This is a genomic window from Niallia oryzisoli, from assembly GCF_036670025.1.
GTDB lineage: Bacteria > Bacillota > Bacilli > Bacillales > Cytobacillaceae > Bacillus_BD > Bacillus_BD oryzisoli.
On record NZ_CP137640.1, the window covers coordinates 5,936,326 to 5,961,672 of the forward strand.

Sequence of the window (25,347 nt, forward strand, 5' to 3'; positions counted from 1 at the left end):
GTGCCGGGGGACTGTCCCCCATCTCGTTAATGCGGTAAACTACTTTAGTATAGCTCGTTTTGTTATTTTGCTATAGTACATAGTCTAGGGTATTATTTTGTATCTTTGACTTTTCCCGTGTCTAGTGATGTATATCACTTAATTAATTTTTCAAATAATGTTATTATTCTTTTATATCTTTTTTTGCTCTTTTTTGTTATTATTTGCACTAAGGTTATTCTTTTGTTATCCCTTGGTCGTACCAAAGCCTATTTGACAGAATATTTAAACATTATTATTTTTATTATTATTGTAATAATGTTATAATTTCTTATACTATCTCAAAATATAAAACATAGAAAAGGATCTGGGAATATGATTGGATTATTTATTATACTAATCTTGGTATTATTTTTACCTTTTTCAGTTAAAAAGGTTGAGCACAATCTAGAGGCTTTCCTCTTTGTGATGGGGATTGCGGCGGCTACGGTCAGCGGCATGATGAATCTCCACTTGATTGAAAAGGCACTTGTTGACCCGATTAATATTACATTAGCGGTCTTAATTGCCGGTTTGATTACAAAATGGGCGCAAAGGCCATTAGAAACGGCCATTTTAGCGACTAGCAAGGCGATGACACCACGGATTTTCCTTGCTTTAATGGTTATCGTTTTAGGACTAGCCTCCTCAATCATAACGGCCATTATTGCTGCTATCATTCTCGTTATTATTGTTAATGTACTGCCGCTTGAACGTCAGTCAGAGGTCCGTTTTACCGTATTAGCTTGTTTTTCAATTGGTCTAGGTGCAACGTTAACACCAATCGGTGAGCCGCTATCAACAATCGTTGTCAGCAAATTAGGTGAGGATTTTGGTTATTTAATGGAACTAGTCGGACCTGAGGTTATTCCTGCCGTTATCGTATTAGGCGTCATCTCTATGTTTTTTGTTAAAACAAAAGAAAGCTCCAATACATTAGGCTCCGAGCAGCCGGCAGAAACATATAAGGAAATTATCATTCGCGCTGCAAAAATCTATTTATTCGTTATGGGCTTAACGTTCCTCGGTCATGGATTCGAGCCGTTAATTGAAAAATATATTCTCGGCCTCAGCCCTGAATTACTGTATTGGATTAACATGATTTCTGCTATCTTGGATAACGCCACCCTTGCTGCCGCTGAAGTCAGCCCGGCCATGGACGAAGAAACAATCCGTGCTATCCTGCTCGGTCTTCTGATTGCAGGCGGAATGCTGATTCCAGGAAACATCCCGAACATCATTGCAGCGGGTAAACTTAACATCACAAGTAAAGAATGGGCCGTGTTCGGCTTACCAGTTGGTCTTGTGATCATGGCCATTTACTTTGTTATTTTGTTTGTATTTTAATAGAAGATGTTTAACGCAAAAAAGCTAGTCTACAATTAAAGGCTAGCTTTTTTCTATTCTCTTATTTTTCCATTACTCTTCCCGCAAAATACACATTTGCCAAAATTGCCTACACGACTTTTTCCACTGATCCTCTACGTTCCATCCCCATGGCAACCAGATCCTTTTTTATCACCTTACCCGTGGCATTTTTCGGCAGCTCATCTAAAAATTCAATTCTATCAGGAACTTTAAATTTCGCTAAACTTTTTTTACAAAAGTCAATTAACGTTTCTTCTGTCACCACACCGTTCACAGCAACAAAGCCCATCGTGACTTCTCCTTTTTCCTCATGAGGGACCCCGACTACAGCTGCTTCTACCACTTGAGGATGCTCATTGAGCACTTCTTCAACTTCCCTCGGAAACACATTATATCCACCGACAATAATGACATCTTTTATCCGGTCCATAATGTAATAATAACCATTCTCATCCATTCGGACCAAATCCCCTGTATGCAGCCAGCCATCCTGTAATGCTTTGGCTGTTTCCTCAGGCAGCTGATAATAGCCCTTCATCACAGCAGGCCCTTTTACAATCAGCTCTCCTACTTCTCCCGTCATCACTTCTTTACCGGCAGGATCCACCACTTTACACTCTATTTGTGGAACACTTTTTCCGATAGAACCGGGTTTTGGAGGACAATCGACTGGATTATAAGCAACTGGAGCGACTTCGGACAATCCGTAGCCTTCTGTTATCGTTACGTGAAATGTGCTCTCAAACTCATTTAATATCGCAAGAGGGATCGCTGCGCCTCCGGAAAGACATAAACGAATTCTGGAAAAGTTATCCTGATAAGCCGGATGTTTTTTTGCCGTTTGCAGCAAATAATTGTACATCGTCGGCACACCAGCAAATATCGTGGCTTGATGCTCTTTTGCGATGTGAAACACTTCTGTTGGCGAGAACTTGTCCATGATTAAAAGCGTCGCACCTTTTAACAATGGTCCACAGAAAGAGGCTCCGATTGAAAACACATGAACCATAGGCAGGACACTTATGACGCGGTCATATCGATTAAAGGCTAAATAGTCCGCTGTACTCCTGGCATTGACATATAAATTTTGATAAGACAGCATCGTGCCTTTTGGTTTGCCTGTTGTTCCAGATGTGTATAAAATGAGGGACGTATCCTCTTCATCCAAGTATGTTGCTTCAAATTCTAAGCTGCCTTCTTCAATTACTTGTGAAAATAATTTCACTTTAGACGAAAGATGGTCATCCACAAGCGGAATATCTGTACCCGAGATAATATAATGATTGACAGCCAGAAGCTGCTCAGCGATTTCCGCAAAACTTCCCAGTATTTCATTCGCGGTAATAACCGCTTTGACGTTTCCGTCCTTCAGGATATACTTGATTTCATTTGCTGTTAAGATCGGTTTCACAGGGATAATCACAGCCCCCATGCGAAGTAAACCATAGAACGCAACCACATATAACGGACTATTCCAAGAAATGAGAGCAATGTGATCCCCTTTTTGATAGCCTAACTTTTTTAATCCTGAGGCAAACCTTTCGACCTGGCTTTCAAATTCACGATAGCTTGTCTCTTCATTGTGATAGATAAATGCCGCCTTATCCGGATATTCTTTGGCTATCCTTGATAATTCTTCATTTAATTTCACCGTCCGTCTCCCCCTTTGATCGAAAGCCTTTTTTCTCCTCATCCCCATGAAGATTTAGTAAAAATAAAGTTAATTCTGAACTTTGTTTCCGCTTTGAATTTTAAAATATAAATATACTTTTATCTATAAAAAGATGAATATGATCGTGCTTAGGCATTTGTGCTAAGCACGATATCATGATTTGTATGGATTTCCCCCAAAATACCACACATTTACATCACAGACTCCAACACTTTATCATTTCTCTTCTCATAAATGATTTCCTTTAGTCCGCCCCATTGTTCTTGGAAAATGCTTGGATCCATTGTTTTTAGATCTTCAGCTATTACTGGTCTAAAGTCCATCCACGCCAGAATATCCTTTTCAAGATCCAATCCTGGAGCCATTTCAATCAATCTCAATCTTCCGTCAACGACATCAAAGACGGCTCTTTCCGTCACGTAGACAACCGGGATACCTGCTTTGGATGCATACTCTCCACTGAATGTAATTTGCTCTACATCGTTGATGATTTTCTTGCCTCTTCCATGATCAAGGATCACCAATTGATTATTCTCAAATATTTCTTTTGATCCAACCGTAAACTGACCCACGAACACAACCTTTTTCGAAGATTGGCTGATGTTAATAAATCCGCCAGGTCCCGTCACTTTAGGTCCAAATTGACTGACATTGACATTTCCATATTGATCAAGCTGTGCTAGTCCAAGGAATGTCACATCAAGGCCGCCCCCATCGTAAAAATCGAACATCGCATCATGATCAATAATGGCCTCCGCATTATATGAGGCACCGAAATCAAATCCGCTTGCCGGTACTCCACCAAAAACGCCGAATTCAACAGTTAATGTCATTTCATCTGCCATTCCCTCTTCAGCCGCCACACTTGAAACTAATGCAGGCATTCCAACCCCTAAGTTGACAACAGAATTTGGAACTAACTCCATTGCTGCACGTCTGGCAATTACCTTTTTCGCATTTAATACAGCCGGTTTAATGGAGGTAAGCGGTACTTTTATTTCATTTGACAAGGCTGGATCATACTGGGTAGCCATGGTTTGAAAATGAAACTGAGGCAGTTCGGATTTAACAATGTAATCGACCATCACACCTGGTACTCGGACTTTTTTCGGATCAAGTGAGCCTGCCTCCGCAATTTTCTCCACCTGTGCAATGACAATCCCGCCATTATTTCGAACAGCAGTCGCAAGTGCTAAAATTTCAAAGTTAGCCACTTCATGTTCCGTTGTGATATTTCCATTTTCATCTGCCGTCGTGCCGCGAATCAGAGCAACATTAGCCGATATGTTTTGATAATGCAGCCACTCCTCACCATTTAATTGAATCACATCAATTAAATCCTCTGTCGTGATAGAATTTGCTTTTGCCCCTTGTATTCTTGGATCGACATACGTGCCTAGTCCAACCTTTGTGATGACCCCTGGCTTTTTACCTGCCAAAGAGCGCCAAAGCTGCACGATGACCCCTTGCGGAAAAAGATAGGCCTCCACTTTTTCTTCTGTAATAAATCTTACCATTTGATGAGAAAAGCCTGGATGACCAGAGATAATGCGTTTGACCAATCCTTCATATGCGAGATGGTCCAACCCTCTTCCCTCTGAATTAAGTCCAATGCCAGATCCATTTACGAACGTAATATTTTTCGGACTGCCTTCTTCTTTATACCTCTCACCAATGCGAAAGATCAGCTCTTCTGGCAGACCCGCCAAGCCCGATGAAGCCGTGGTTGCAACGATATCTTGATCACGTATGAGTTTTGCTGCATCAGCACTTGAGATTATTTTACTCATTGAGTTCACCCTCTCTTTAGGCCCGTGAATGAGAATTCATTCTGAAAGAAGTAAAAGAATACTTTTACTTCTTCCATAACGATCCATATATATTAATGTAACCATTTTCGTTTATGCTTTTATCCACTTAACCATTCGAGTTATTTAAGCATTAGGATTTTTAATTAACAACGCGATTCCCATTCCGCCGCCGATACACGCACTGGCAATACCGTATTTAGCATTTCTTTCGATTAGTTCATACATTAAGGAAATTGTGATTCTTGTACCGCTCATTCCTAGTGGATGTCCAAGAGCAACAGCGCCGCCGTTTACATTGATTCGATCATATAATGGGCTGTCCATATACATGTCTAATTCCTTCAAGCAGCCAAGCATTTGTCCTGCGAACGCTTCGTTGATTTCATATAGGTCGATATCTTCTTTTGCCATGCCTGTCTTTTCAAGAAGCTTGCGTATCGCAAATACTGGTCCAAGTCCCATTACAGATGGATCCAATCCTGCAACAGCGAAATCCACGATTTCTGCCATTGTTGTGAGACCTAATTCGTTTGCTCTCTCTTCTGACATCACGACAACAGCTGCACCGCCGTCATTTAGTCCAGAAGCATTTCCTGCCGTAACCGTACCATCTTTTTCAAAAGCTGGTCTTAGCTTGGAAAGAGCTTCTAATGTTGTATGTGGTTTTGGATGCTCATCCTTATCGATAATCGTAACAGCCCCTTTTCTGCCTTTGATTTCAACTGGAACGATTTCTCTTTCAAATCTGCCGCTTTCGATCGCTGCTTTTGCTCTCATTTGGCTGTTGTAAGCGAAAAGATCTTGGTCTTCTCGTGAAATTTCACATTTTCTTACCACGTTTTCAGCTGTGTTTCCCATATGCATAATTGGATATTGCGGATATGGCTGACAATTGTGATGATACTTTGTATTGGCATCGCGTAATTCCTGGTTCCCCATTTTGAACCCGTCGTAACGAACTTCTAATGGAAGATAGTACGGTGCTCTTGATAAACTTTCCGCTCCGCCTGCTACGACAATTTCAGAGTTCCCTGTTAAAATATCTTGTGCAGCATTGACGATGGATTGAATTCCTGAACCGCAAATTCGGTTTAGTGTATAACCTGGTACATGATCCAAACCGGCAAGCATGGCTGCATTTCGTCCTAAGTTCGGCGCATCGCCTGATGATTCCACATGGCCTAACACCACATCATTGACTAATGTTGGATCCAGATTATTTGAACGCATTAATGCTTCTTTAATCGCTGTTGCCGCTAATTCTTCAACTGGAACGGTTTTTAATCCTCCAAGAAAAGCTCCGACTGCCGTTCTCGCGCCGCTCGTGATTACTACTTTCCCCATGATCATTTCCTCCGCTTCTCTACAATTCTATATATTTCGAAAAATTTATATCTCAGAAAAAAACGGGTGGTTCACACCCGATTTTTTCTGAGCTCCTGTCTATCAAGTGCTACTCTTTACTTACCTTTATAATTCGGCTTTCTTTTTTCAGTAAAAGCGACTAAACCTTCTTTACCGTCTTCTGTTGCAAAAGCTGTATTGAAACTGTTGCTTTCAATGATTAATCCTGATTCAATATCTGTGTTGCTGCCGGTATTCACCGCAAGTTTCACCATTTGCAGGGCAACTGGTGGCTGCTTTGCCAACTTGTCAGCTAATTCCTTTGCAGCAGATAGCGCTTCACCCGCTGGAACTACGTTGTTTACGATATGCCAGTTGTGTGCTTGCTCTGCTGAAAACATCGTGCCAGTGAATAGAAGTTCTTTCGCAATTCCTTGTCCAACAATCTTCTGCAGGCGCTGTGTACCTCCGCCTCCAGGGATGATTCCAAGACCTACTTCAGGGAATGCAAACTTCGCATTTTCAGAAGCAATGCGCAGGTCACAAGCTAGAGCAATTTCAAGGCCGCCGCCTAGTGCAAGGCCGTTAAGAGCCGCGATCACAGGCTTTGTTGAATTCTCTACCTTTTTGAACATATTGCGGGCAACTTTATTATTTTTCACTACAGTGACAAGATCTGCGCCTGCCATTTCATTAATATCTGCGCCGGCAACAAACGCTTTTTCGCCTGCTCCTGTTAAAATAATCACATTTACATCATCATTTGCGTCTATTTCATCAATTACACGTGATAATTCTTGATAGACTTGTGAATTTAACGCATTAACTGGTGCACGGTTAATCGTAACCGTTGCGACTTTATTTTCTATATCAACTAATAAGTATTCGTATTTTACTGCTGTTTGTTCGATGCTCATTTTTTGATATCCCCTTTTTTAATTATTCGTAATCGTAGTATCCTTTGCCAACCTTCTTACCGTAACGGCCAGCTCTCATCATGTTTTTCAATAATAGTGGCGGAGCCCAGCGGTTATCAGCAAATTCTTTTTGGAAGTATTCCATGACATGGTAGCCGATATCAACACCAGCATAGTCTTGAAGTTCGAATGCACCCATTGGATGGTTTAATCCATAACGCATCGCTTTATCGATATCCTCTTTTGATGCGATTCCTTCTTCTAGTACTTTAATTGCTTCAATGAATTGAGGAATCATAATCCGGTTAACGATAAATCCTGGAACGTCTTTTTTCACTTCAACGACTTCTTTTTTCAACACTTCAGAAACCTGTTTCAATGTGTCTACTGTTTCGTCACTCGTGCTATAGCCGCGTACGACTTCGACAAGCTTCATGACTTGAGCTGGGTTAAAGAAGTGCAACCCTGCCACTCGGTCTGGACGCTTTGTTGCAGCAGCAATTTCAGTAATCGATAGGGATGATGTATTGGTTGCTAAAATAACATCTTCTCTTACAATTTCATCTAGTTGTGAAAAAACAGATTGTTTTAATTCCATATCTTCTAATACCGCTTCAACGACTAAATCAACATCCTTCAAATCTTGTAAGTCAGTTGTTAAGGTAATGCGGGAAAGAACTTCTTGTTTTGCCTCTTCTGTCATTTTTCCTTTTTGAACTGATTTGCTCATAAATTTATCGATGCGGTCGTAACCGCCTTTTACAAAACGATCTTCAATATCACGTAGCACGACATTATATCCATTTAATGCAAATACGTTTGCAATTCCCGATCCCATTGAACCTGCGCCAATTACTCCAACTGTTTGAATAGCCATGTGTATCTCCTCTTTCATTTGAATTTATTTGTTGTTGTTTATAGGTTTATTGTAAGTGCTTACAGATAAAATTGTAATCTACACGATGTATGAAAAACGTCAAATTTTTCATACAATTTATAGGAATAAGCGGAGCGGGCTTTTTTGACTTCAGATTCTCTTACATACTGTATTCGTGCTTTCATTGCCTGCGGCTATGGTTTCTCATCCTGTAAAAAGATTCGCCAATCAATGCAATAAGAAAAGACTATCCCTTTAAGAGATAGCCTTCCAACTAGTTATTTATTTGTCCCATTGATACCGCTAGACAAATCATCTAGCTTATAAGCAAGCATCAAATTAAACCTAAGTTCCGCATTATTTAAACTAGTTCCTAAAATTTCTTCTATTTTTTCTAATCGATATAACAAAGTACTTCTATGGATAAAAAGTTCTTCTGCTGTATTTTTCGCATTTCCATTTTGCTCTAAGTACACTCTTAATGTATGAAGTAAATCATTACTCTTGCCCTCTGAATAATGACGCAGCTTTTCTAAATAGTTGTCGATGTACAAAGAGGTTTCCGATATCTCTTTTAAGTGATGGAGCAGTGTATAAGACCCAAGCTCCTCATAAAATGCATACCCAATCTGATCATAACGATTACTGATGACATTCAGTGTTTCTCTTGCTTTTCGATAGCAATGATAATAGTCTTCAATTGAATTGGCCTCTCCGCCTACCCCAATATGAATCTGACAGGATACTCGATCGGATTTCATCCATTTTTTCATCTGTTTATAAAGATCTTCCCAATGCCACTTTCGGCGGTTTTCATCCTTCGCTGGTACAATTAAAATCAGTTCCTCTTTGACAACAGCCGCGACGGAATCTCGAACATACATAGAAATTCTTGTTTTCAAATTATCCAAGATAAATGACTTTCTTTCTTTTTGTACAAGAATATCTTTGCTGTCCTGTTCATCTAACCGCACCGATACGACCGCGACGCGATGCGGCTTAAAGAGATCCCACTGAAATAAACTCGCATATTCAATAATATCATCCTTCTCTTCTACATGAGGAACTAGTAATTTATTAATGAAACTATCTTTAACCTGCTCTTTTGCATTCAAGACTAGCTTTTGTTTAATAAATTGAATGGCCATGATATTACGGACTAAATTAATCGTTAGTTGTCGTAGGTTATCTATCTCTTCAAGCGGAAGTGCGATGGCTAAATAGCCCAGCAAATCCCCTCCGCCATTAACAGGCCATATGGTGATCTCCCGTTCCTTGTCACCTTTCAGCGAAAAAGTAATATTTTTATGCTTTCGTTTATTCACTTCTTCAAGAGCCATTTTTGCCACGCTGTCAGGTTCGAGATCATCTTCTAAAAATAACTTATATGAAAGGGGCCGCATAAAGCGATCAAACATCATGACTGCCTTTGAGAATATATCGCCCACAATCGAAGTGATCCCATCGAAATTTTCTTGCTCAACCGTCGCTGTCACAAGTGCCTGTTGATAATCCAGTAATAAACGAAGCCGTTGATTTTGCTCTTTTTCATGATCATTGTGGAGGACGTTTTTTAACATGGTGCTAACATGGTTTGAAAATAGATTAAGTATTTCCAAATCCTCTTCGTTAAAAAGACCATCTTCTTTGTTTTCCACATGAAGTACACCGATCATTTTTAAATCGATAAATAACGGCACCGTCAGTTGACTGCCCCCTGTTTTTTCGATAAAGGGGAAATAGTGTTTTAATATATAATCTTCTCCGATGATGATTTTCTTTGGCATGGTTGAATGCCCATAAGCAGGCGGCTGCAGGGCAAAATAACCATTCTCTTCATTATAGAGATAAATACTGGCGAATGTAGCATTCGTTTGTTTTCCGGCCATATCTACAATCTTTCCTACAAGGCGTTCAAGGGACTCATCATAGGAAAGGTTTTTCCTGATCCATTCCACGCCCGCCATCTTTTTTCTTTCCATTTCTTTTCTTTTTGTCAGGGACAAGGCAAACGCGACATCTTTTCCAAATTCATTAAAGGTTTCATACATTTCAAATAGCGGGATATGCTCTAAATAACTGATCACACAAAATCCGTAGCTTTCTTTGTCATCTTTGATTGGCATCGTAAACCAGGTAACTGATTCTTTATTAAGCAATTCAAAAAAAGCACAAGCTTCCCCCGCTTCTTCATCCAAACTCGTTATACTTTTTTGAAAGAGCTTCACGGAGCATTGATCGAGTTTCAGCGGCAACGCTTCCCTTATCGATTGCGAATGACCGCTCCACGCTTTTGATACGAGCTCGCTGCCCTTTTTAAAAATAACCCCGACAAAATCACAATTTAATTCAGATTGAAAGGAATCCGTTAAATATTGTAAGACTTCTTCTGTCGTATCGAACTTCAACAGCTGCCTTGCCGTAGACCGCAAATGATTTTCTAATTTTTTCATTAACTTTTCTGATTTATACATAATAACCAGCAGCCTCCTTACTGCCCATTATAACAATATTTTAAGTTAACAAAAGAGAGCAAAAAAACGCAGGGGATTGATGAATTTAACACATTAAAGCGTTGGGGGACAGACCCCCACTGCTTTAAAGCAGCGGGGGTCTGTCCCCCGGCGCTTTAACGTACTAAAACCAAAGATTGGGAATTTCCATAAATTTTTTAGCATAGGTTCATTCTTTTTTCTAAACAATATTAGTGGAATGAATTGGTGTATTGCTCTTTATTTTCTAAGGAAAGGGTTTTTATTATGAGGAAGAATGCTATTATTTTTATCTTTATTTTTAATTTACTTCTTTTGAATAGCCCCGATGTTCCTGTTCATGCTGCAAAAAGGATTTTTAGCAATCATTATGTAGTAAAGGCTGGGGATATTTTGCCTGTGATTGCGAATAAATACGGTACAACCGTTGATGAGCTAAAGTTGACGAATGGATTGACTTCAGATTCGTTAAAGGTCGGACAGCAGTTGTTTGTTCCGATGATGTATGAGGTGGTTGCCGGTGATACTTTGGAAAAGATCGCTTCCGCCTATCATTCTACCGTCGAACTGATTAAAACAACCAACAGCCTTGCCTCGACAGAGCTTGAAATTGGGCAAATTTTAAAGATTCCTCCGAAAAGGCTGACGATGCAGGGTCAGTATATCCTGATGACCCGTGAGGAATTTCGCGACTGGATCTTCCATCAGGTTTTCACAAGAAAAATAAGCCTCATTCAACAGCATCACACATGGCTGCCGTCCTATAAGCATTTTTACGGTAACAACCATTTTACGATGCTAAAGGGGATGGAAACCTTTCATATGAGGCAAATGGGGTGGCAGAATATCGCGCAAAACATTACCACCTTTCCAGACGGAAAAATTGCAGTTTGCCGCCCATTTGATGTGGCTCCCGACGGTACCATCGGCCCGGCCGCAAACGCTGTTGGCATTGCAATCGAAAACATCGGCAATTTTGACATCGGTCAAGACGTCATGACTGCCGAGCAAAAGGAAACGATCGTGTATGTCACGGCCCTTCTTTGCATGAAATTCGGACTGGCTCCTTCTATCGAGAGTATCACCTACCATCATTGGTGGAGCTTGAAAACAAAGCAAAGGGTGCTTGATAACGGACCTGCTTATGATGTAAAAACCTGCCCCGGCACTGGATTTTTCGGCGGAAACACAACGCAAAGTGCGGTGAATTTTTTTTATCCGCTGGTAGCTCAGAAGATGCGAGAGATTCGGGCGAGTATGAGATAGGTTTGGAGGAGGAGCAGGAGATTATTTGGGTTTAGGCGGGTTATGGGGCATTCTTGCTGCTGAGGCTCTTTGGTTAGTTTTTTAAATCCTCTTTAAGGGACATTTCTTTCGTCTGAGCAACAAACTTTTGTCTTTTAGCCAAACATTGTTGGCTAAACAGTCCAGCATAAATAAATAATTGTCCTTCATTTCATCTGAAGCCTATATCCTCACCTAGACAAAAAAACCGCCGGCTTTTGATTCCGGCGGTTTCTATATTCGAGGAAATAAATCGGGGTGGTCATTGTTTTTCTCTAAGCGTGGGTTCCTTGAAAGGACTTCCAATGTTTATGAATCAATTGACATTTCTAAGCCTAAGGCATTTTTACTATAAAAATAAGACTCAGAAAGTCGCTGATCATCTTGTTTGAGAATGTATTCCACTTGATTGATCCGGCAGTTGAGGGTGTCGACCTTTTCAATCAATTTGGCTTGCATGCGTATCATATGCTCTAATAGGAGTTCGAAGTTTTGTTCCGTCATGGGACACCCCTGATACATGGAATATTGGGTTAATCTATCATATTTAGCTAACTTCATTCGTTCGTTGCATTGCTTTGTACATCATTTCATTTTTCTAAAAACTAATTTCTAATTAAAATCTCCCTGGCTCCCCTCACTCCTGACTGATTGAAACAGGTACAGGTATTTCTTTTTCGAGATGGTGGATGGAGTCTTCAGAGCGCTTCGTGCCGATGAATTTTACCGTGTCCGCGACAACTTCTGTGATATAAATTCTGCGTCCTTCTTGATTATCATAGTGACGAGTCTGGATCCGGCCCGTTATGCCGATGAGCGAACCTTTACTGCAATAATTCACGGTGTTTTCAGCCGTCTTCTTCCAAATCGTGCATTGGACGAAATCAGCATCGTATTCACCCTGCTGGTTACGAAATTGCCGATTGAGCGCTAACGTTACGCTCGTAACCGCAATTCCTTCCGGGGTAATCCGCAATTCAGGGTCTTTTGTCAGTCTGCCTACAAGTGTGACTTGATTTATCATAAGTTCCTCTCCTCTCCCTGTTGATGCCCCCATCATACCGTAAGGGCCCCATGCTCGTAAAATCACGAAAATTCATTTTTTAAAAGGAAAATCCAATGAAAATTCATTTATTAAGGTATTTTTTCATCACAAGTGAAATTTTTAACAAAGCTTTATGAATTTTTGCATATTCTGCAATTTTTTTTGAAGCGTGATTTCTACTATGACTGTGTTATAATTTTTAGAAAAGTATGAATTAATAACGGGAGGATGATGAATGAAGACATTTAAGCTCATCACGCTTCAGGTAGTTGAAGAATGCGGTCTCATTGATATTAAGCTGAAAGAGGGCCTCGTTATTAACAAAGAAGATAAAGGGCGTACCTGGTTATTGGAAGCCTATGTTTCTGCCACGTATGAACCCTATTTTCGGGCACTACTTGATGCCGGACAAAACATTTCCTTGCAGGTGGTTATTACAAGAGCGGAAAACGATCCTGCCTATTTCCAAGCAAAGTCCTTACGTATTAAAAAATTAACGGATGGTCATTTAAGCGTGCTCTTCAAGGGTACGATTAATCAGGCGAACACATATCCAGAGCTTTTGTTAACGGCTTTGATTGAAAAAGGCCTATGCGGTCAGGAGCTGTTAGATGAGTTTAAAGAAAAAATGATCACAAAACCAAAAATAACACCGAAAAACTAGGGAAGCCGGATTGGTTTCTTTTTTTTGTCTATTAGCCCTTCTATTGAAAAATGCATGGATTTTTTCCTTTATATGGGAAAAGCTAAGCAAAGAATTGATTGATAGGAGGTATGTTGATGAAGAAAAAGTGGCTTTTCATGCTTGCCAGTGTACTGCTGGCTGCCGGAATGGCGGCTGGATGTAATGATGACGAGGATCCGGCACCGCCGCCGGAGGATCCGAAGGAAGAGGAACCATCTGTTGAAGATCCAAATGAGAAGGCGGAGGATCTTGAGGATGAAGATGGAAAGAGGGACAGCTTTAGGCAGGAAATGGAAGAGGAGCTTGAGGGTGAAGATGAGAAATGACTTAGGCTGGCCTATTTGTGTCGGTTGTTTCATGATTGATTGTGGTGACGAATAGGAAAATGAGCATCTGTTCGTAAGTCAATGAATTCAGGCAGGATGTGCCGCTGATTGTTGAGTGAAATAATAAAAAGGATAGATAAAGCCTTCATCATCTATCCTTTTTACTTTTTGCTCAAAGTGAATTATTCGTCTTTGTTATTTTTGTCTTTCATATCAATTTTGTCTTCTACAATATCTTCTTGCGGTGTATTCTCATCAGTCGCCGGATCAAGATCATTGTCAGTATTGATATCATTAGTGTTATCATCACCTAGGTCATTATTGTCGTTATCAAGTACGTCATTGTCATTGTCGTTATCAAGTACGTCATTGCCATTGTCGTTATTATCGTTGTTGTTGTTGTTGTCGTTATTATCGTTATTGTTGTTGTCGTTATTTTCCTCAACGTTTACATCATCTTCTGGAGGCGGATTATTATCATTATCATTGTCACCACAACCCCCTAATAGCATGACAGATAACACAGAGCCGCCAATTAACGTTAAAAGCTTCTTGTTCATTCGTAATACCCCTCTCAACAAAAATTTAAACTAGACCCTCTCTTGGTCTTTTGTTAGGATACCCAAAGAAAACTCAATCTTGCATTGTACGGTTATGTTAGAATTTGTTAGTGCGGGTTTTTATTGGTGAATGCAATTGGTGATGGGGAAGCCGAACGTGACTTAATGCTTGAATTCAGACAGCGCTGCACTCCTTAGTCCTCAATAATAAAAAAGAGCCCGATCCGCTGGAATCGAGGCCCTAAAAAGTTTATTGATGGTATATATAGTTTAGCGCTCTAAAGCGCTGGGGGACAGTCCCCCAATGCTTTAAAGCATTGAGGGACTGTCCCCTCGCTTATTACCGTATTAAAGTATTTTACCCTTAGTTTTCTTTGGCATTGCCAAGAGCAAACATGATTTCCGCTTCACAGGCAAGTTCTCCGTCAACGGTAGCAATGGCTTTTCCTTTGCCAAAGGTACCACGAAGACGTGTCATTTCAACTTCTAGTCTTAATTGATCACCAGGGCGAACTTGACGCTTAAAGCGACAGCCATCAATTCCTGCAAAAAAGGCAAGGCGTCCTCGGTTTTCTTCCTTCATCAGCATTGCAACGGCACCAACCTGAGCCAATGCTTCGATAATTAACACACCCGGCATAACAGGGAATTCCGGAAAATGACCATTGAAAAACTCTTCATTCGCAGTGACATTTTTAATTCCGATTGCCCTTTTCCCTTCTTCCACTTCCAAAATCCGATCCACTAACAAAAACGGATAACGATGCGGGATAATTTCTTTAATTTGGTCTATATCTAACATAGTCATAATATGTATTCCTCCTGTTTTAGGAATAATTTTACATAAATTCATAAACAAATACAATGGATAAGCATGAATCATTGTTTAGTGCCTTACCAAGATGGGGGACTATCCCCCGTTGGTTTAACGCTTTACTATAGCGGGGGACTGTCCCCCACCGGTTTAACGCTTTACCTCAACGGGGGACTGTCCCCCACTGCTTTAATGCACTGCACTATTTCTTCTGAACTAGGTCGATGATGTAGGTCCAGGTGGATGGTTTGAAGACGTCGAGTGCGTTTCCGTTGCCTATGATGCCGTATCCTACCATGGCGCCGATAGAGGTGCTCAAAATGATAAGCAGCAAAACAATGATCACGCGCATCCAAATGGGTATTAGGCGGATGCGGATCCATTTGCTTTTCTTTTCGGATTGCTCTTTTTCTTTATTTTGTTTTTTCTCAGCCATAATGGCTTCACGGCTACCTTCGTTTACAGCCATTCTGTTTTCCCCTTTAACGAATTCCATTTATTAACCCCATCATTTGATCAGCCAGACTGATTGAACGCGTTTGAAATTGATACGAGCGCTGCGCGGTCAACAGGTCTGTCATTTCTTTTGATAAATCTACATTGGATAATTCGAGCGCACCGGATTGAACTGAAATCTGATTCCGTAAGTTTCCATTGAGATCAGTGAATACACCCTCTGCGTCAATCCCAGCCGGAAGCCCAAGCAGGTTGCCGCCTTTTTGCTCCAAAAACTGCAGATTATTCACCAGCGACACACCCAAATTAATGGTTTGCTGACTGCCGTCTTCCTTATTAACCACCAGCGTGCCAGTTTCACTAATCGTGTAGTCCGCCGCTTGCCCCGTAATAATCACCGGTTCATTATTCTCATCCAATACCGGATTACCGCTACTTGTCACCAGTATCGTCTCATTGTCCGACAGCGGCGATAAATAAAACGCTCCATCTCTCGTGTACTGCGTTTCATACCCCGCCTTTGTTTGAACCTGAATGCGGTAAAACAAGCCTTCTTTTGTAAATGCGGTATCAAGCGCACGGTCCGTTGTTTTAATCGTTCCCTGTGTCATAATCATTTGAATCTGTCCCAGCTTGGCACCTGTCCCTTGGCGAATGCCCTCAGGCGTTAACCGCCCGACTTCCTCAGCTGCATCAGGCTGGTTATCCATCTGTTGTACCAGCAAGTCCGTAAACGTTGCTTCCCGACGCTTAAAACCGGTTGTTTCCACATTTGCTATATTGTCACCGATCACATCCATTTGCTTTTGCAGCTGGCCTAATGTGTTCGTTGCAGTAATCATTGTTCTATTCATTGCTGCCCCCCGCTTTGGAATGCCTTTTTTTTAAAAAAAGCTTCCATTAACCGATTCTCCCGACTTCATTGACTGTTTTTTGCAAGCTTGTATCATAAGCCTGCAACACTTTCTGATTGGCCTCAAAAGCGCGGTAAGCGGTCATCATTTCTGTCATCGTCTGAGCGGAATCCACATTGGACTGCTCGAGGAATCCCTGCTGCATTTTGAAACTAACATTTGCGGCCGTATACGCATCTGCCAGCTCCCCATCAGCCCGGAATAAGCCGTCGCCTTCCTTCACCATTGCCATCGGATCGTCGCTATACCCAACTCCAAGCCGCGCCGTCTCGCCGTTTTTACCCGTAATATAGCCATCTTCACTGATCGTGAACTCATCGCTGGAAAGCTGAACACGATTGCCCTGCTGATCTAACACATACAGCCCGCTTCCCGTTGTCAAATATCCCTCACTGTCCAGCGTGAAGTTTCCATTCCTTGTATAGCGCGTTTCCCCGTTCGCGTTCATTACGGTAAAAAAGACCGAGCCTGCCTGCCCTGTATCCGGATTGATCGGAAGGTTGATATCCAAAAGGGCTACATCCGTATTCAATGTCGTTTCCTTTAGATCACCTTGACGAAACAACGGCATCGTCTCCTGCAGATACACGCCTGTATTCAGAGCCCCGATTGAAGTATAGGACGCCGCCGCCTTTCCATTTTGCGAAGGAAACGGCCGCTCCTCCATCTGTTGAAGTAGCATTTCCGGAAAAGCCCTTAGTGATGTTTGATCCGTCTTAAAACCAGGTGTATTCACATTGGCCAAATTATTCGCTAACGTTTCCGTCTTCCGCTGCTGCGCCAACATCCCCGACGCTGCTGTATAAAAACCTCTTAACAAGCCCTGCACCTTCTTTCCACAGTACACTGTTGTAGTCACACTAGATGATTTATCGTGAAACTCGAAAAATGTCGTACATTCATACCTATTCACTATTATAAGAAAAAAACCAGAAATAATCAGCACGTTTTTAGAGAAACTGGTGCAAACTCTGAAAAAACGTTTAAATATCTGAAAAAACAGAGATATTTTCAAATATCTTCCCCTAGTGGGATTAATTACATAAAACAAACCTTTATGAACTAAGGTTTAGATCTCCGCTTTAACACAGTAAACCACTGGGGGTCAGTCCCCCGGCACTTTAACGCAGCACTCCACCGGGGGTCTGTCCCCCAACACTTTAACGCAGCACTCCACCGGGGGTCTGTCCCCCAACACTTTAACGCAAAAAAGCCTGTTGGAGAGTTTACTCTTCCAACTGGCTTTTATATTAGATTATCCGATTTTTCTTCTTGGCAGTTTGTCGATGTTGTCCAGCATGATTCCTGTCCCAATTGCGACGCAGTCCATTGGGTTTTCTGCTACTAGTACCGGAACCTTTAACTCTTCTGCCAGCAGCATGTCGATGCCGTGCAGCAATGCACCTCCGCCGGTTAAGATCACCCCGCGATCGATGATGTCCGCAGAAAGCTCAGGCGGTGTGCGCTCCAGCACTGATTTAGCCGCTTGAACAATCACTGTCACGGACTCACGAAGCGCCTTTTCGATTTCATCTGATCTTACCGAAATCGTACGCGGAAGTCCAGATACCATGTCACGGCCTCTGATTTCCATTTCCTCATTTCTGGAGTCAGGGAAAACTGTCCCAATCGTAATTTTGATATTTTCAGCCGTTCTTTCACCAATTAACAGCTTATATTGTTTCTTAATATAATGCAGGATCTCAGAATCGAACTTATCCCCCGCCATTTTAATCGAAGAAGAGGTTACAATATCCCCCATTGATAAAACTGCGACGTCCGTTGTTCCACCGCCGATGTCAACCACCATGTTTCCGCTTGGCTGGAAAATTTCCATGCCCGCACCAATTGCCGCAACCTTTGGCTCTTCCTCTAAATAAATCTTCTTTCCGCCGCTTTTTTCCGCCGCTTCTTTAATAGCTTTTTGCTCAACGCTTGTAATATTCGTCGGGCAGCAAATGAGAATGCGGGGCTTGGAAAGAAATCCTTTTACGTTAAGTTTGTTAATAAAATGCTTTAGCATTGCCTCTGTGACATCAAAGTCAGCAATAACCCCATCCTTTAATGGGCGGATGGCAACAATATTTCCCGGTGTCCGTCCGACCATGCGGCGAGCTTCTTCCCCAACGGCCAATACACGGTTTGTATTTTTATCTATTGCCACAACTGAAGGTTCATTCAACACGATCCCACGGCCTTTAACATGAATTAATACGTTTGCCGTTCCTAAGTCAATTCCAATATCCCTTGCGAACATTTTCAGCTTTCCTCCTTGTATAATGGCCGGATGCTTCTATTTATTATCGTCACATGCATGACTTTCGATCTGACGTGATATACTCCCTATGCATCTACAACGATCCATGAGCACCGGTGTTCCGATTTTTTTGGACTCCTGATGCTATCTGACGGCTCCGTTAACTCGATTTTGGTCGACTTTTAAAATGAGCAACAGGCCTGACAAATTCTATGCTTTAATCTCAACCATGTCCTTATCCTAATTGCTGATTATACCATATTTTTCTTAGCAAGTAACAGTTTGTTTAAAAACTTGTAGTTTTTTGCAGTTATTTGTCAAAAATAATTCATATTTGGTCTCTATATGTCTCATTATACCTATTTACGTAATATACTATGAATTTTCAATAACAGAAACTTTGGAGATCAAATGGCTTATTTTATAAAAAAAACCGGAAAAAACAAGGATTCCTGAGCACCTTTCCCATTGCTCAAAGATAAATCTGACACTCTAATGCCTTTTTCTAAAAAAGAATACGTGAATAGGCACCAGTTTCACATTCTATTGACCGTATTCCAAATTAGAATACGGCATCGGGCACTAGTTGGCTCTTCTATTGACCTTTTTCCAAAAGGGACTGCGGCTTTGGGCACTAGTTTTCGATTCTGTTGACCTTTTCCACAATAAAATGTGTGGATCGGGCGCCAGTTGGCTCTTCTATTGACCTTTTCCTAAAAAAGTACGCGGGATCGGCCATCAGTTTGCCTTCCTTTTAACTTTTCTCTGAAAAAATGAATTCTCGCGCCTTTCCCAACCTCCAGTTATGTAAAAGACCCCCAAACCATCTGGGGGCCAAGGCCTTTCTTTTATCTATGCTCAATAGAAAAACCGGTTTACTTCACCGGTTCTTCTTCAAACTCTTCTTTCTTGTATTTTAGTTTTGTTGCTTCGCCCCCGCGCAGGTGGCGGATGGATTTATGATAATCTAAGATTTCTTTTACTTCATTTGCTAGATCGGGATTGATTTCAGGAAGTCTTTCCGTCAGGTCTTTATGGACTGTACTTTTGGACACGCCAAACTCCTTCGCAATCACGCGAACTGTTTTTCTCGTCTCCACGATATACTTTCCAATCTTGATAGTTCTCTCTTTGATGTAATCGTGCACACACTCGCCCTCCCCAATTTGGATGTGAGAAGTGTGAAATGAGACTCGCTTCTTTAGTCCGTGAATTATTGGATTCCCGCATGAGCCCCCCATCTCTTTCATACGGCCCGAAAGCAGTGCTTTCTGAACTTACAATGTATAATCAGATCCAGAGCTATATCTAACTTCATCTTAAACGACTCCTCACCTCAAACACTCTCTTTGTAAGGTTTGTAACAGTTTATTAGCATGGTGGCGGGAATATGCACAATTTCAGCAATCTGAACAAAAATTAGAGAATTTTTTTACGATATGGGTTTAATTCAATATTTAAGACAGGATGGACCGTAAATAATTAGATGTACCGCTTTCAATTTTACGTTTCATTGTTTTGAAAAAGTAAAAAAGGTGTCGGGAACATAATATTCGTTACCGACACCTTTTTTATTATGCAAAAATTATGCATCTTGATTAGTTTTGTTCATAGATTCTTTATTTGGCTTTTGGTCAGCGTTTTTTTCATCTGCAGGTTTTTCAGTATCTGTTGATTCCTTTTTATCATCTGCAGGCTTTTCTTCCGTTGACTTGTCTGTATCAGCCGGCTTTTCAGTAGACTCTTCTTGACCTTCAGTCGCATTTGAACTGTCTTGATCGGCTGCAGGATCTTTCTTCATCTCGTCTTGGCCTTCTTCATTCATTAGCTCTTCTTCTTCGCTAACACCGTTGTCACCAGTTGTTTGCTCATCAGTGGCAGGCTCTTCTGTTACAGTGGATTCTTGTAACTCACTAACCGGTTTGTTTAGAAACTTTTCAGGATTGACAGGTACACCATTTTTACGGATTTCAAAATGTACGTGTGTGCCTGCTTCTTCGTTGAACAAGCTTTGTCCAGCTGTCGCAAGAGCTTGTCCTTGCTCGATTTCATCTCCAACTTCAACCTTCATATTTTTTACAGATGAATATTGAACAACGATATCGTCGCTATGTTGGATTTCAATCACGTTTCCTAGAAGCGCATCCTCTTCCACTCTTGTAACCGTTCCGCTTAAAGATGCAATTACATCAAACGCCTCGCCGTCTTTTACCGTAATATCAATTCCTGTGTTTGGATGGTATTGATTTTGGTAAACAACAAGCGCTGCTTCCTGCTCTTCAGCCTTTGCGTTGTCTTCATAGAATTTCTTCTGAATCTTAACGCTGCTGCTGTCCTTTGCAGTAAGCGGAAGTTTCACGTTTTCCATCGCACGCGCAACTTCAACGGCTTGATCCTTTGCATTTTGACCAGGAGCCTCTTGGCCATTTAGACTAAACTTATCTGAATCAATTGCATTGTCCGTGCTGCTGTTTTGATACCATAAAACACCGGTTAGAATAAGGGCTGCACTCGCAATATAAACAGCTGGAAATACCCAACGCTTTTTGAAATAGCGTTTAAAACCTTGAGAAGTATTTTTTTCTTCCTCTCTCATTTATCATCACCTCAGCAATCATTCTGAACAAATTACTAACTTTATATACCTTCCCAGAAAAAAATTTTTACTCCTTATTTTTCGACAAAACGTTTATAATTATTCATGATTGTCACAAAAATCACTTTAGCGCAGTGAGGGTCATTCCCTCGGCGCGGTAAAGCATTAACGCAGCGGGGGTCAGTCCCCCACTTGGATAATGCGTTAAAGCAGCGATATGCTCTTTTTATGCCTCTGGTCGTCTTCTAGTTATTTCCAGATGTTAACAGGGTTATGGTCTGGAGTGGGATACCTATTTGTTGGATTTAGTAGAGGTATTTAGGTGATAGAGATAGAAGAGAAATGGAAATGGCATTGGAAGATTAGGAATCATATATTTTCAGATAGGTGGTTATTGGTATTTTTATGTTAAAAATACTTTTTAGATTATTTCCTTTCATTTATATAGTGGCTGTATGGGTGATGTCGAGTATGCCGGATGATGCAGTGGTCGAGCTTCCAGATTCAAACTGGGACGCCGGGATTAAAGAATCGCTTCATTTAATCGAATTTGGCATACTATATGTTTTGTTCGTATTGGCTCTCTTAACGTTCAAAGGATTGACCAGAAAGTGGAACATTGTCCTCATGATCATAGCTTCTCTATACGGCATCACAGATGAGATTCATCAATCCTTTGTCCCGTCCCGCTCCTCAAGCATGATAGACGTCGTCAAGGACATCACAGGCGTCCTAGTGGCCTCATGGATTATGTATGGAGCCTACCATAAGAAAAGATTCCTAAAGCTTGGGAAACTATTGAGGAAAATAGAGGATGCATCAACGCGGTAGCTTATTGGGGGACAGTCCCCCAGCACGTTAATGCAGTAATACAAAGAGGGACTGTCCCCCGCCGCTTTAAAGCAGCGGGGAGACAGTCCCTCTTTATTTGTGTACTATGCTCTTTTTAATTTTTGCATGGCTCGGCAATATCCCATTATTTTTTCGCTGTAATTGTGGTTATAAACGGTTCAGAATCGGCGATCTGGATTCCTTTATAGTAGTATTGGACGATGTCTGTGTATTTTTTGCCTTCCTTGGCCATTCCGTTAGCGCCGTATTGGCTCATACCGACCCCGTGACCGTATCCTTTTGTATTAATCACAATATCGTCGCCCCTGCGCTCCCACGTAAAGTCTGTGGACATCAGGCCCAGTTTATCGCGAATATCCTTCCCGCTCACTTCTTTTCCATTAATATTTACTTTTGCTACCCGCTTGCCTGCTGTTCGTTCGGTTACCTCGCCGATGGTTTTATTATTCTTTAGCTTAACACCCAACTTTGTTTCAAATTCCTTGACTGGAATAATCCTTTGACCACTGAATTTAGGAGATTGTTTATCCCATGGACTTTCTACACTTTGTAAATACGGTAATGAGTTGGCCCAAATAGCTTCAGAGTTTTCTGTGTAGCCGTTGCTCGTGGAAAAGAATGTAGCATCAATCGGATTGCCGTCATACGTGAGAATCTGCCCTTGAGTCTCCTTGACAGCCTCATTGATTTTCTCCATCTTCCAGCTAAAATCAGAAGGTCCCCAAACCTTCTTCAATTCTTCTGGGCTTTTATACACCTGGAAAAACTCTGTATCAGCGACGTTAGCATCCTTTGGCAGATCCACACTCTGATCACTCATCAGTTGCTTTACAATATACGTACGGGCTGTTAACGCTTGAGCCTTTAGGGCTTCCTTTTCAAAATCTGCCGGCATTTCCGATGCGACAACCCCTGCCACATATTCTTCAAGGGGAATGCTCTCTACATCTTGCTTGGCGGTCCGATAGACGGCCACATCGATCGAAGGAGCTGTTGAAGCAACCTCCGTCTCCGGTTTGGCCGCTGCTTCTTCTTGTACATCCTCTCCAAGCTTACCAATAATCTTTTCTTCACCAAATGGCAGTACAACAATCGTCGGAATCATCAGGGTAACAGTGAATAGTAGTGCTGCTAGTAGAACGACCGGTTTGAATTTCTTCATGATTATCCTCCATAATGAATAAAATGTTCACAAAAAGTGAACAGCGGAGCACCCCCCGTAGTGGGGACAGTCCCCCGCTGCGGTGACGCTTTAACGCCTTGGGGGACTGTCCCCCACCACGGTATTGCTTTAAAGCACCGAGGGTCTGTCCCCCATCTTGGTAACGCACGAAAGCCTTTCACATGATCAAACGTTCAGAAAATATCTTTCACATTTCATTCATATGGAGTAGGACAAGTATTTATGACTAATTTTGATCTATGCATATTTTTCATTTTTTTGGGTAATAATAATATATGGAGAGTAATGGATGGGGATAATCGTAGGATTTGAGAGTCCCACTAAATCAAACCTTGTGAGATATTCTGACGAAAAAATGGATGGGTTCTATTTCTATTGTTAAAATAAAGAATCCATTACCCTAAAAGTTACGAGCTGCTTCCCCCATTCCCTAAAAGGAATTTTGGAAGCAAGAGAACCGTCCCCATGCTTCCAAACAAGCACAGCAAAAAAACCGCACATGTTTTTTATGCGGTTTTTCTAAGAGTTATTGTTGTATTTATGCATTGAGATCTGAGATGTATTTTTTATCATAGTTGATTTCTTCGACGACTTCTTCTTTGACTCTTTCGATGTCTGCGCCAAGAGAAGCTAATTTTTCATGGAAGTTCACGTATCCACGGTCCAGGTGTTTGAGTTCTGTTACGCGTGTTACGCCGTCAGCTACAAGTCCGGACACGATTAACGCAGCTGCTGCGCGCAGATCGGTTGCAGCCACTTCTGCTCCTTGCAGGTTTGCCGGTCCATTGATAACAACTGAACGTCCTTCAATTTTCAAATCCGCATTCATTCTACGGAATTCTTCTACGTGCATGAAGCGATTTTCAAAAACCGTTTCCGTAATCATAGAAGTTCCTTTTGCCTGAAGCAATAACGCCATCATTTGCGACTGCATATCTGTTGGGAAGCCAGGGTGCGGCATTGTTTTAATGTCAACCGCCTTCAGGTTGTCAGTTCCAATGATACGAAGTCCTTCCGGCTCTTCGATAATTTTCACGCCCATCTCTTCCATTTTTGCGATAAGAGACGTTAAATGCTCTGGAACTGCACCTTTCACCAACACATTGCCGCCAGTAATAGCTGCAGCGACCATAAATGTTCCAGCTTCAATACGGTCAGGAATGATATTGTGCTCAGCGCCAAACAGCACGTTTACACCTTCAATCTTGATTGTACCCGTACCTGCGCCTTTTACCTTAGCACCCATTTTATTAAGGAAGTTTGCAAGATCAACGATTTCCGGCTCTTTCGCTACATTATCGATGATCGTTGTTCCTTCAGCAAGAACAGCTGCCATCATAATGTTTTCCGTTGCTCCTACACTTGGGAAATCCAAATAAATTTTTGCGCCGTGCAGGCGGCCTTCTACTTCTGCTTCAATAAAGCCATTTCCAACCTTAACCGTTGCACCCATTGCTTCAAAGCCCTTTAAGTGCTGGTCAATTGGACGAGAGCCAATCGCACAGCCCCCTGGCAACGCTACTCTAGCGCGGCCATTTCTAGCTAAAAGAGACCCCATCACTAAAACGGAAGCTCTCATTTTTCGTACATATTCAAACGGTGCTTCTACCTTTAACTCATTTGATGCATCCACGATCACAGTGTTATCCTTAAATGCCACTTCGGCACCAAGAAAACGCAAAACCTCATTGATGGTATATACATCGGAGAGTGTAGGCACATCCCGAATAACGCTTTTTCCATCACTTGCTAATAGTGTTGCAGCGATAACAGGTAAAACGGCGTTTTTTGCTCCCTCAACTTTGACGGTACCGTTTAACCTTTTTCCGCCACGGACGATGATTTTTTCCAAAGTATTCCCCTCCGCGTCCATTAT

At 41.6% G+C, this 25,347-nt stretch carries 23 protein-coding genes; 5 read left to right on the forward strand and 18 right to left on the reverse strand.

Annotated features, from left to right (window positions below; genetic code table 11):
- Positions 1-354 precede the first annotated feature (354 nt).
- A complete protein-coding gene (locus tag R4Z09_RS29515) occupies positions 355-1,365 on the forward strand; it encodes a DUF1646 family protein (protein WP_338450174.1) in 1,011 nt (336 codons plus the stop codon).
- 109 nt (positions 1,366-1,474) lie between these two features.
- Here R4Z09_RS29515 and R4Z09_RS29520 read toward each other — a convergent pair whose 3' ends face one another.
- The 6 genes from R4Z09_RS29520 to R4Z09_RS29545 form a co-directional block, all read right to left on the reverse strand.
- The gene (locus tag R4Z09_RS29520) at positions 1,475-3,037 is read right to left on the reverse strand and encodes a long-chain-fatty-acid--CoA ligase (protein ID WP_338450175.1); all 1,563 of its coding nucleotides are present in this window, start codon (positions 3,035-3,037) and stop codon (positions 1,475-1,477) included.
- Positions 3,038-3,249: 212 nt separating this feature from the next.
- Complete coding sequence (locus R4Z09_RS29525) at positions 3,250-4,848, reverse strand: acyl CoA:acetate/3-ketoacid CoA transferase (protein ID WP_338450176.1); 1,599 nt, start codon at positions 4,846-4,848, stop codon at positions 3,250-3,252.
- 144 nt (positions 4,849-4,992) lie between these two features.
- Positions 4,993-6,213, reverse strand: a complete 1,221-nt coding sequence (locus tag R4Z09_RS29530; RefSeq protein WP_422392232.1) for a thiolase family protein — start codon at positions 6,211-6,213, stop codon at positions 4,993-4,995.
- A gap of 116 nt (positions 6,214-6,329) precedes the next feature.
- Positions 6,330-7,130, reverse strand: a complete 801-nt coding sequence (locus tag R4Z09_RS29535; RefSeq protein ID WP_338450178.1) for an enoyl-CoA hydratase/isomerase family protein — start codon at positions 7,128-7,130, stop codon at positions 6,330-6,332.
- Positions 7,131-7,152: 22 nt separating this feature from the next.
- Entirely contained in the window at positions 7,153-8,007 is an 855-nt protein-coding gene (locus R4Z09_RS29540) for a 3-hydroxybutyryl-CoA dehydrogenase (RefSeq protein WP_338450179.1), read from the reverse strand.
- A 278-nt stretch (positions 8,008-8,285) separates the two neighbouring features.
- Complete coding sequence (locus tag R4Z09_RS29545; protein WP_338450180.1) at positions 8,286-10,481, reverse strand: helix-turn-helix domain-containing protein; 2,196 nt, start codon at positions 10,479-10,481, stop codon at positions 8,286-8,288.
- A 285-nt stretch (positions 10,482-10,766) separates the two neighbouring features.
- Between R4Z09_RS29545 and R4Z09_RS29550 the strand changes: the two genes are divergently transcribed.
- The gene (locus R4Z09_RS29550; protein WP_338450181.1) at positions 10,767-11,765 is read left to right on the forward strand and encodes a LysM peptidoglycan-binding domain-containing protein; all 999 of its coding nucleotides are present in this window, start codon (positions 10,767-10,769) and stop codon (positions 11,763-11,765) included.
- 327 nt (positions 11,766-12,092) lie between these two features.
- Here R4Z09_RS29550 and R4Z09_RS29555 read toward each other — a convergent pair whose 3' ends face one another.
- Together R4Z09_RS29555 and ssb are read right to left on the reverse strand one after the other, a co-directional pair.
- Entirely contained in the window at positions 12,093-12,287 is a 195-nt protein-coding gene (locus R4Z09_RS29555) for a hypothetical protein (RefSeq protein ID WP_338450182.1), read from the reverse strand.
- Between the two features lie 133 nt (positions 12,288-12,420).
- A complete protein-coding gene (ssb, locus tag R4Z09_RS29560; protein ID WP_338450183.1) occupies positions 12,421-12,807 on the reverse strand; it encodes a single-stranded DNA-binding protein in 387 nt (128 codons plus the stop codon).
- Between the two features lie 256 nt (positions 12,808-13,063).
- Between ssb and R4Z09_RS29565 the strand changes: the two genes are divergently transcribed.
- Together R4Z09_RS29565 and R4Z09_RS29570 are read left to right on the forward strand one after the other, a co-directional pair.
- On the forward strand, positions 13,064-13,492 hold the full coding sequence (locus tag R4Z09_RS29565; RefSeq protein ID WP_338450184.1) for a YwpF family protein: 429 nt from the start codon (positions 13,064-13,066) through the stop codon (positions 13,490-13,492).
- Between the two features lie 116 nt (positions 13,493-13,608).
- On the forward strand, positions 13,609-13,839 hold the full coding sequence (locus tag R4Z09_RS29570) for a hypothetical protein (protein WP_338450185.1): 231 nt from the start codon (positions 13,609-13,611) through the stop codon (positions 13,837-13,839).
- Positions 13,840-14,021: 182 nt separating this feature from the next.
- Here R4Z09_RS29570 and R4Z09_RS29575 read toward each other — a convergent pair whose 3' ends face one another.
- From R4Z09_RS29575 to R4Z09_RS29610, 8 genes are all read right to left on the reverse strand, one after another.
- Complete coding sequence (locus tag R4Z09_RS29575) at positions 14,022-14,399, reverse strand: hypothetical protein (RefSeq protein WP_338450186.1); 378 nt, start codon at positions 14,397-14,399, stop codon at positions 14,022-14,024.
- 364 nt (positions 14,400-14,763) lie between these two features.
- Positions 14,764-15,201 carry a 3-hydroxyacyl-ACP dehydratase FabZ gene (gene fabZ / locus R4Z09_RS29580; RefSeq protein WP_338453395.1) on the reverse strand — a complete coding sequence of 146 codons (438 nt, stop codon included), beginning with the start codon at positions 15,199-15,201 and terminating at the stop codon, positions 14,764-14,766.
- Positions 15,202-15,415: 214 nt separating this feature from the next.
- Complete coding sequence (locus tag R4Z09_RS29585) at positions 15,416-15,682, reverse strand: DNA-directed RNA polymerase subunit beta (protein ID WP_338450187.1); 267 nt, start codon at positions 15,680-15,682, stop codon at positions 15,416-15,418.
- A gap of 13 nt (positions 15,683-15,695) precedes the next feature.
- The gene (locus R4Z09_RS29590; RefSeq protein ID WP_338450188.1) at positions 15,696-16,523 is read right to left on the reverse strand and encodes a flagellar hook-basal body protein; all 828 of its coding nucleotides are present in this window, start codon (positions 16,521-16,523) and stop codon (positions 15,696-15,698) included.
- A 46-nt stretch (positions 16,524-16,569) separates the two neighbouring features.
- Entirely contained in the window at positions 16,570-17,403 is an 834-nt protein-coding gene (locus R4Z09_RS29595; protein ID WP_338453396.1) for a flagellar hook-basal body protein, read from the reverse strand.
- 435 nt (positions 17,404-17,838) lie between these two features.
- On the reverse strand, positions 17,839-18,840 hold the full coding sequence (locus R4Z09_RS29600) for a rod shape-determining protein (RefSeq protein WP_338450189.1): 1,002 nt from the start codon (positions 18,838-18,840) through the stop codon (positions 17,839-17,841).
- Between the two features lie 875 nt (positions 18,841-19,715).
- A complete protein-coding gene (spoIIID, locus tag R4Z09_RS29605; RefSeq protein ID WP_338450190.1) occupies positions 19,716-19,988 on the reverse strand; it encodes a sporulation transcriptional regulator SpoIIID in 273 nt (90 codons plus the stop codon).
- A 437-nt stretch (positions 19,989-20,425) separates the two neighbouring features.
- Entirely contained in the window at positions 20,426-21,436 is a 1,011-nt protein-coding gene (locus R4Z09_RS29610; protein WP_338450191.1) for a M23 family metallopeptidase, read from the reverse strand.
- Positions 21,437-21,841: 405 nt separating this feature from the next.
- On the opposite strand from R4Z09_RS29610, the gene R4Z09_RS29615 reads away from it, so the two are divergent.
- The gene (locus R4Z09_RS29615) at positions 21,842-22,267 is read left to right on the forward strand and encodes a VanZ family protein (protein WP_338450192.1); all 426 of its coding nucleotides are present in this window, start codon (positions 21,842-21,844) and stop codon (positions 22,265-22,267) included.
- A gap of 145 nt (positions 22,268-22,412) precedes the next feature.
- On the opposite strand, the gene spoIID is transcribed toward R4Z09_RS29615, so the two are convergent.
- Both spoIID and murA read right to left on the reverse strand, forming a co-directional pair.
- On the reverse strand, positions 22,413-23,450 hold the full coding sequence (gene spoIID, locus R4Z09_RS29620; protein WP_338450193.1) for a stage II sporulation protein D: 1,038 nt from the start codon (positions 23,448-23,450) through the stop codon (positions 22,413-22,415).
- Positions 23,451-24,009: 559 nt separating this feature from the next.
- On the reverse strand, positions 24,010-25,323 hold the full coding sequence (gene murA, locus R4Z09_RS29625) for a UDP-N-acetylglucosamine 1-carboxyvinyltransferase (RefSeq protein WP_338450194.1): 1,314 nt from the start codon (positions 25,321-25,323) through the stop codon (positions 24,010-24,012).
- Positions 25,324-25,347: the final 24 nt, after the last annotated feature.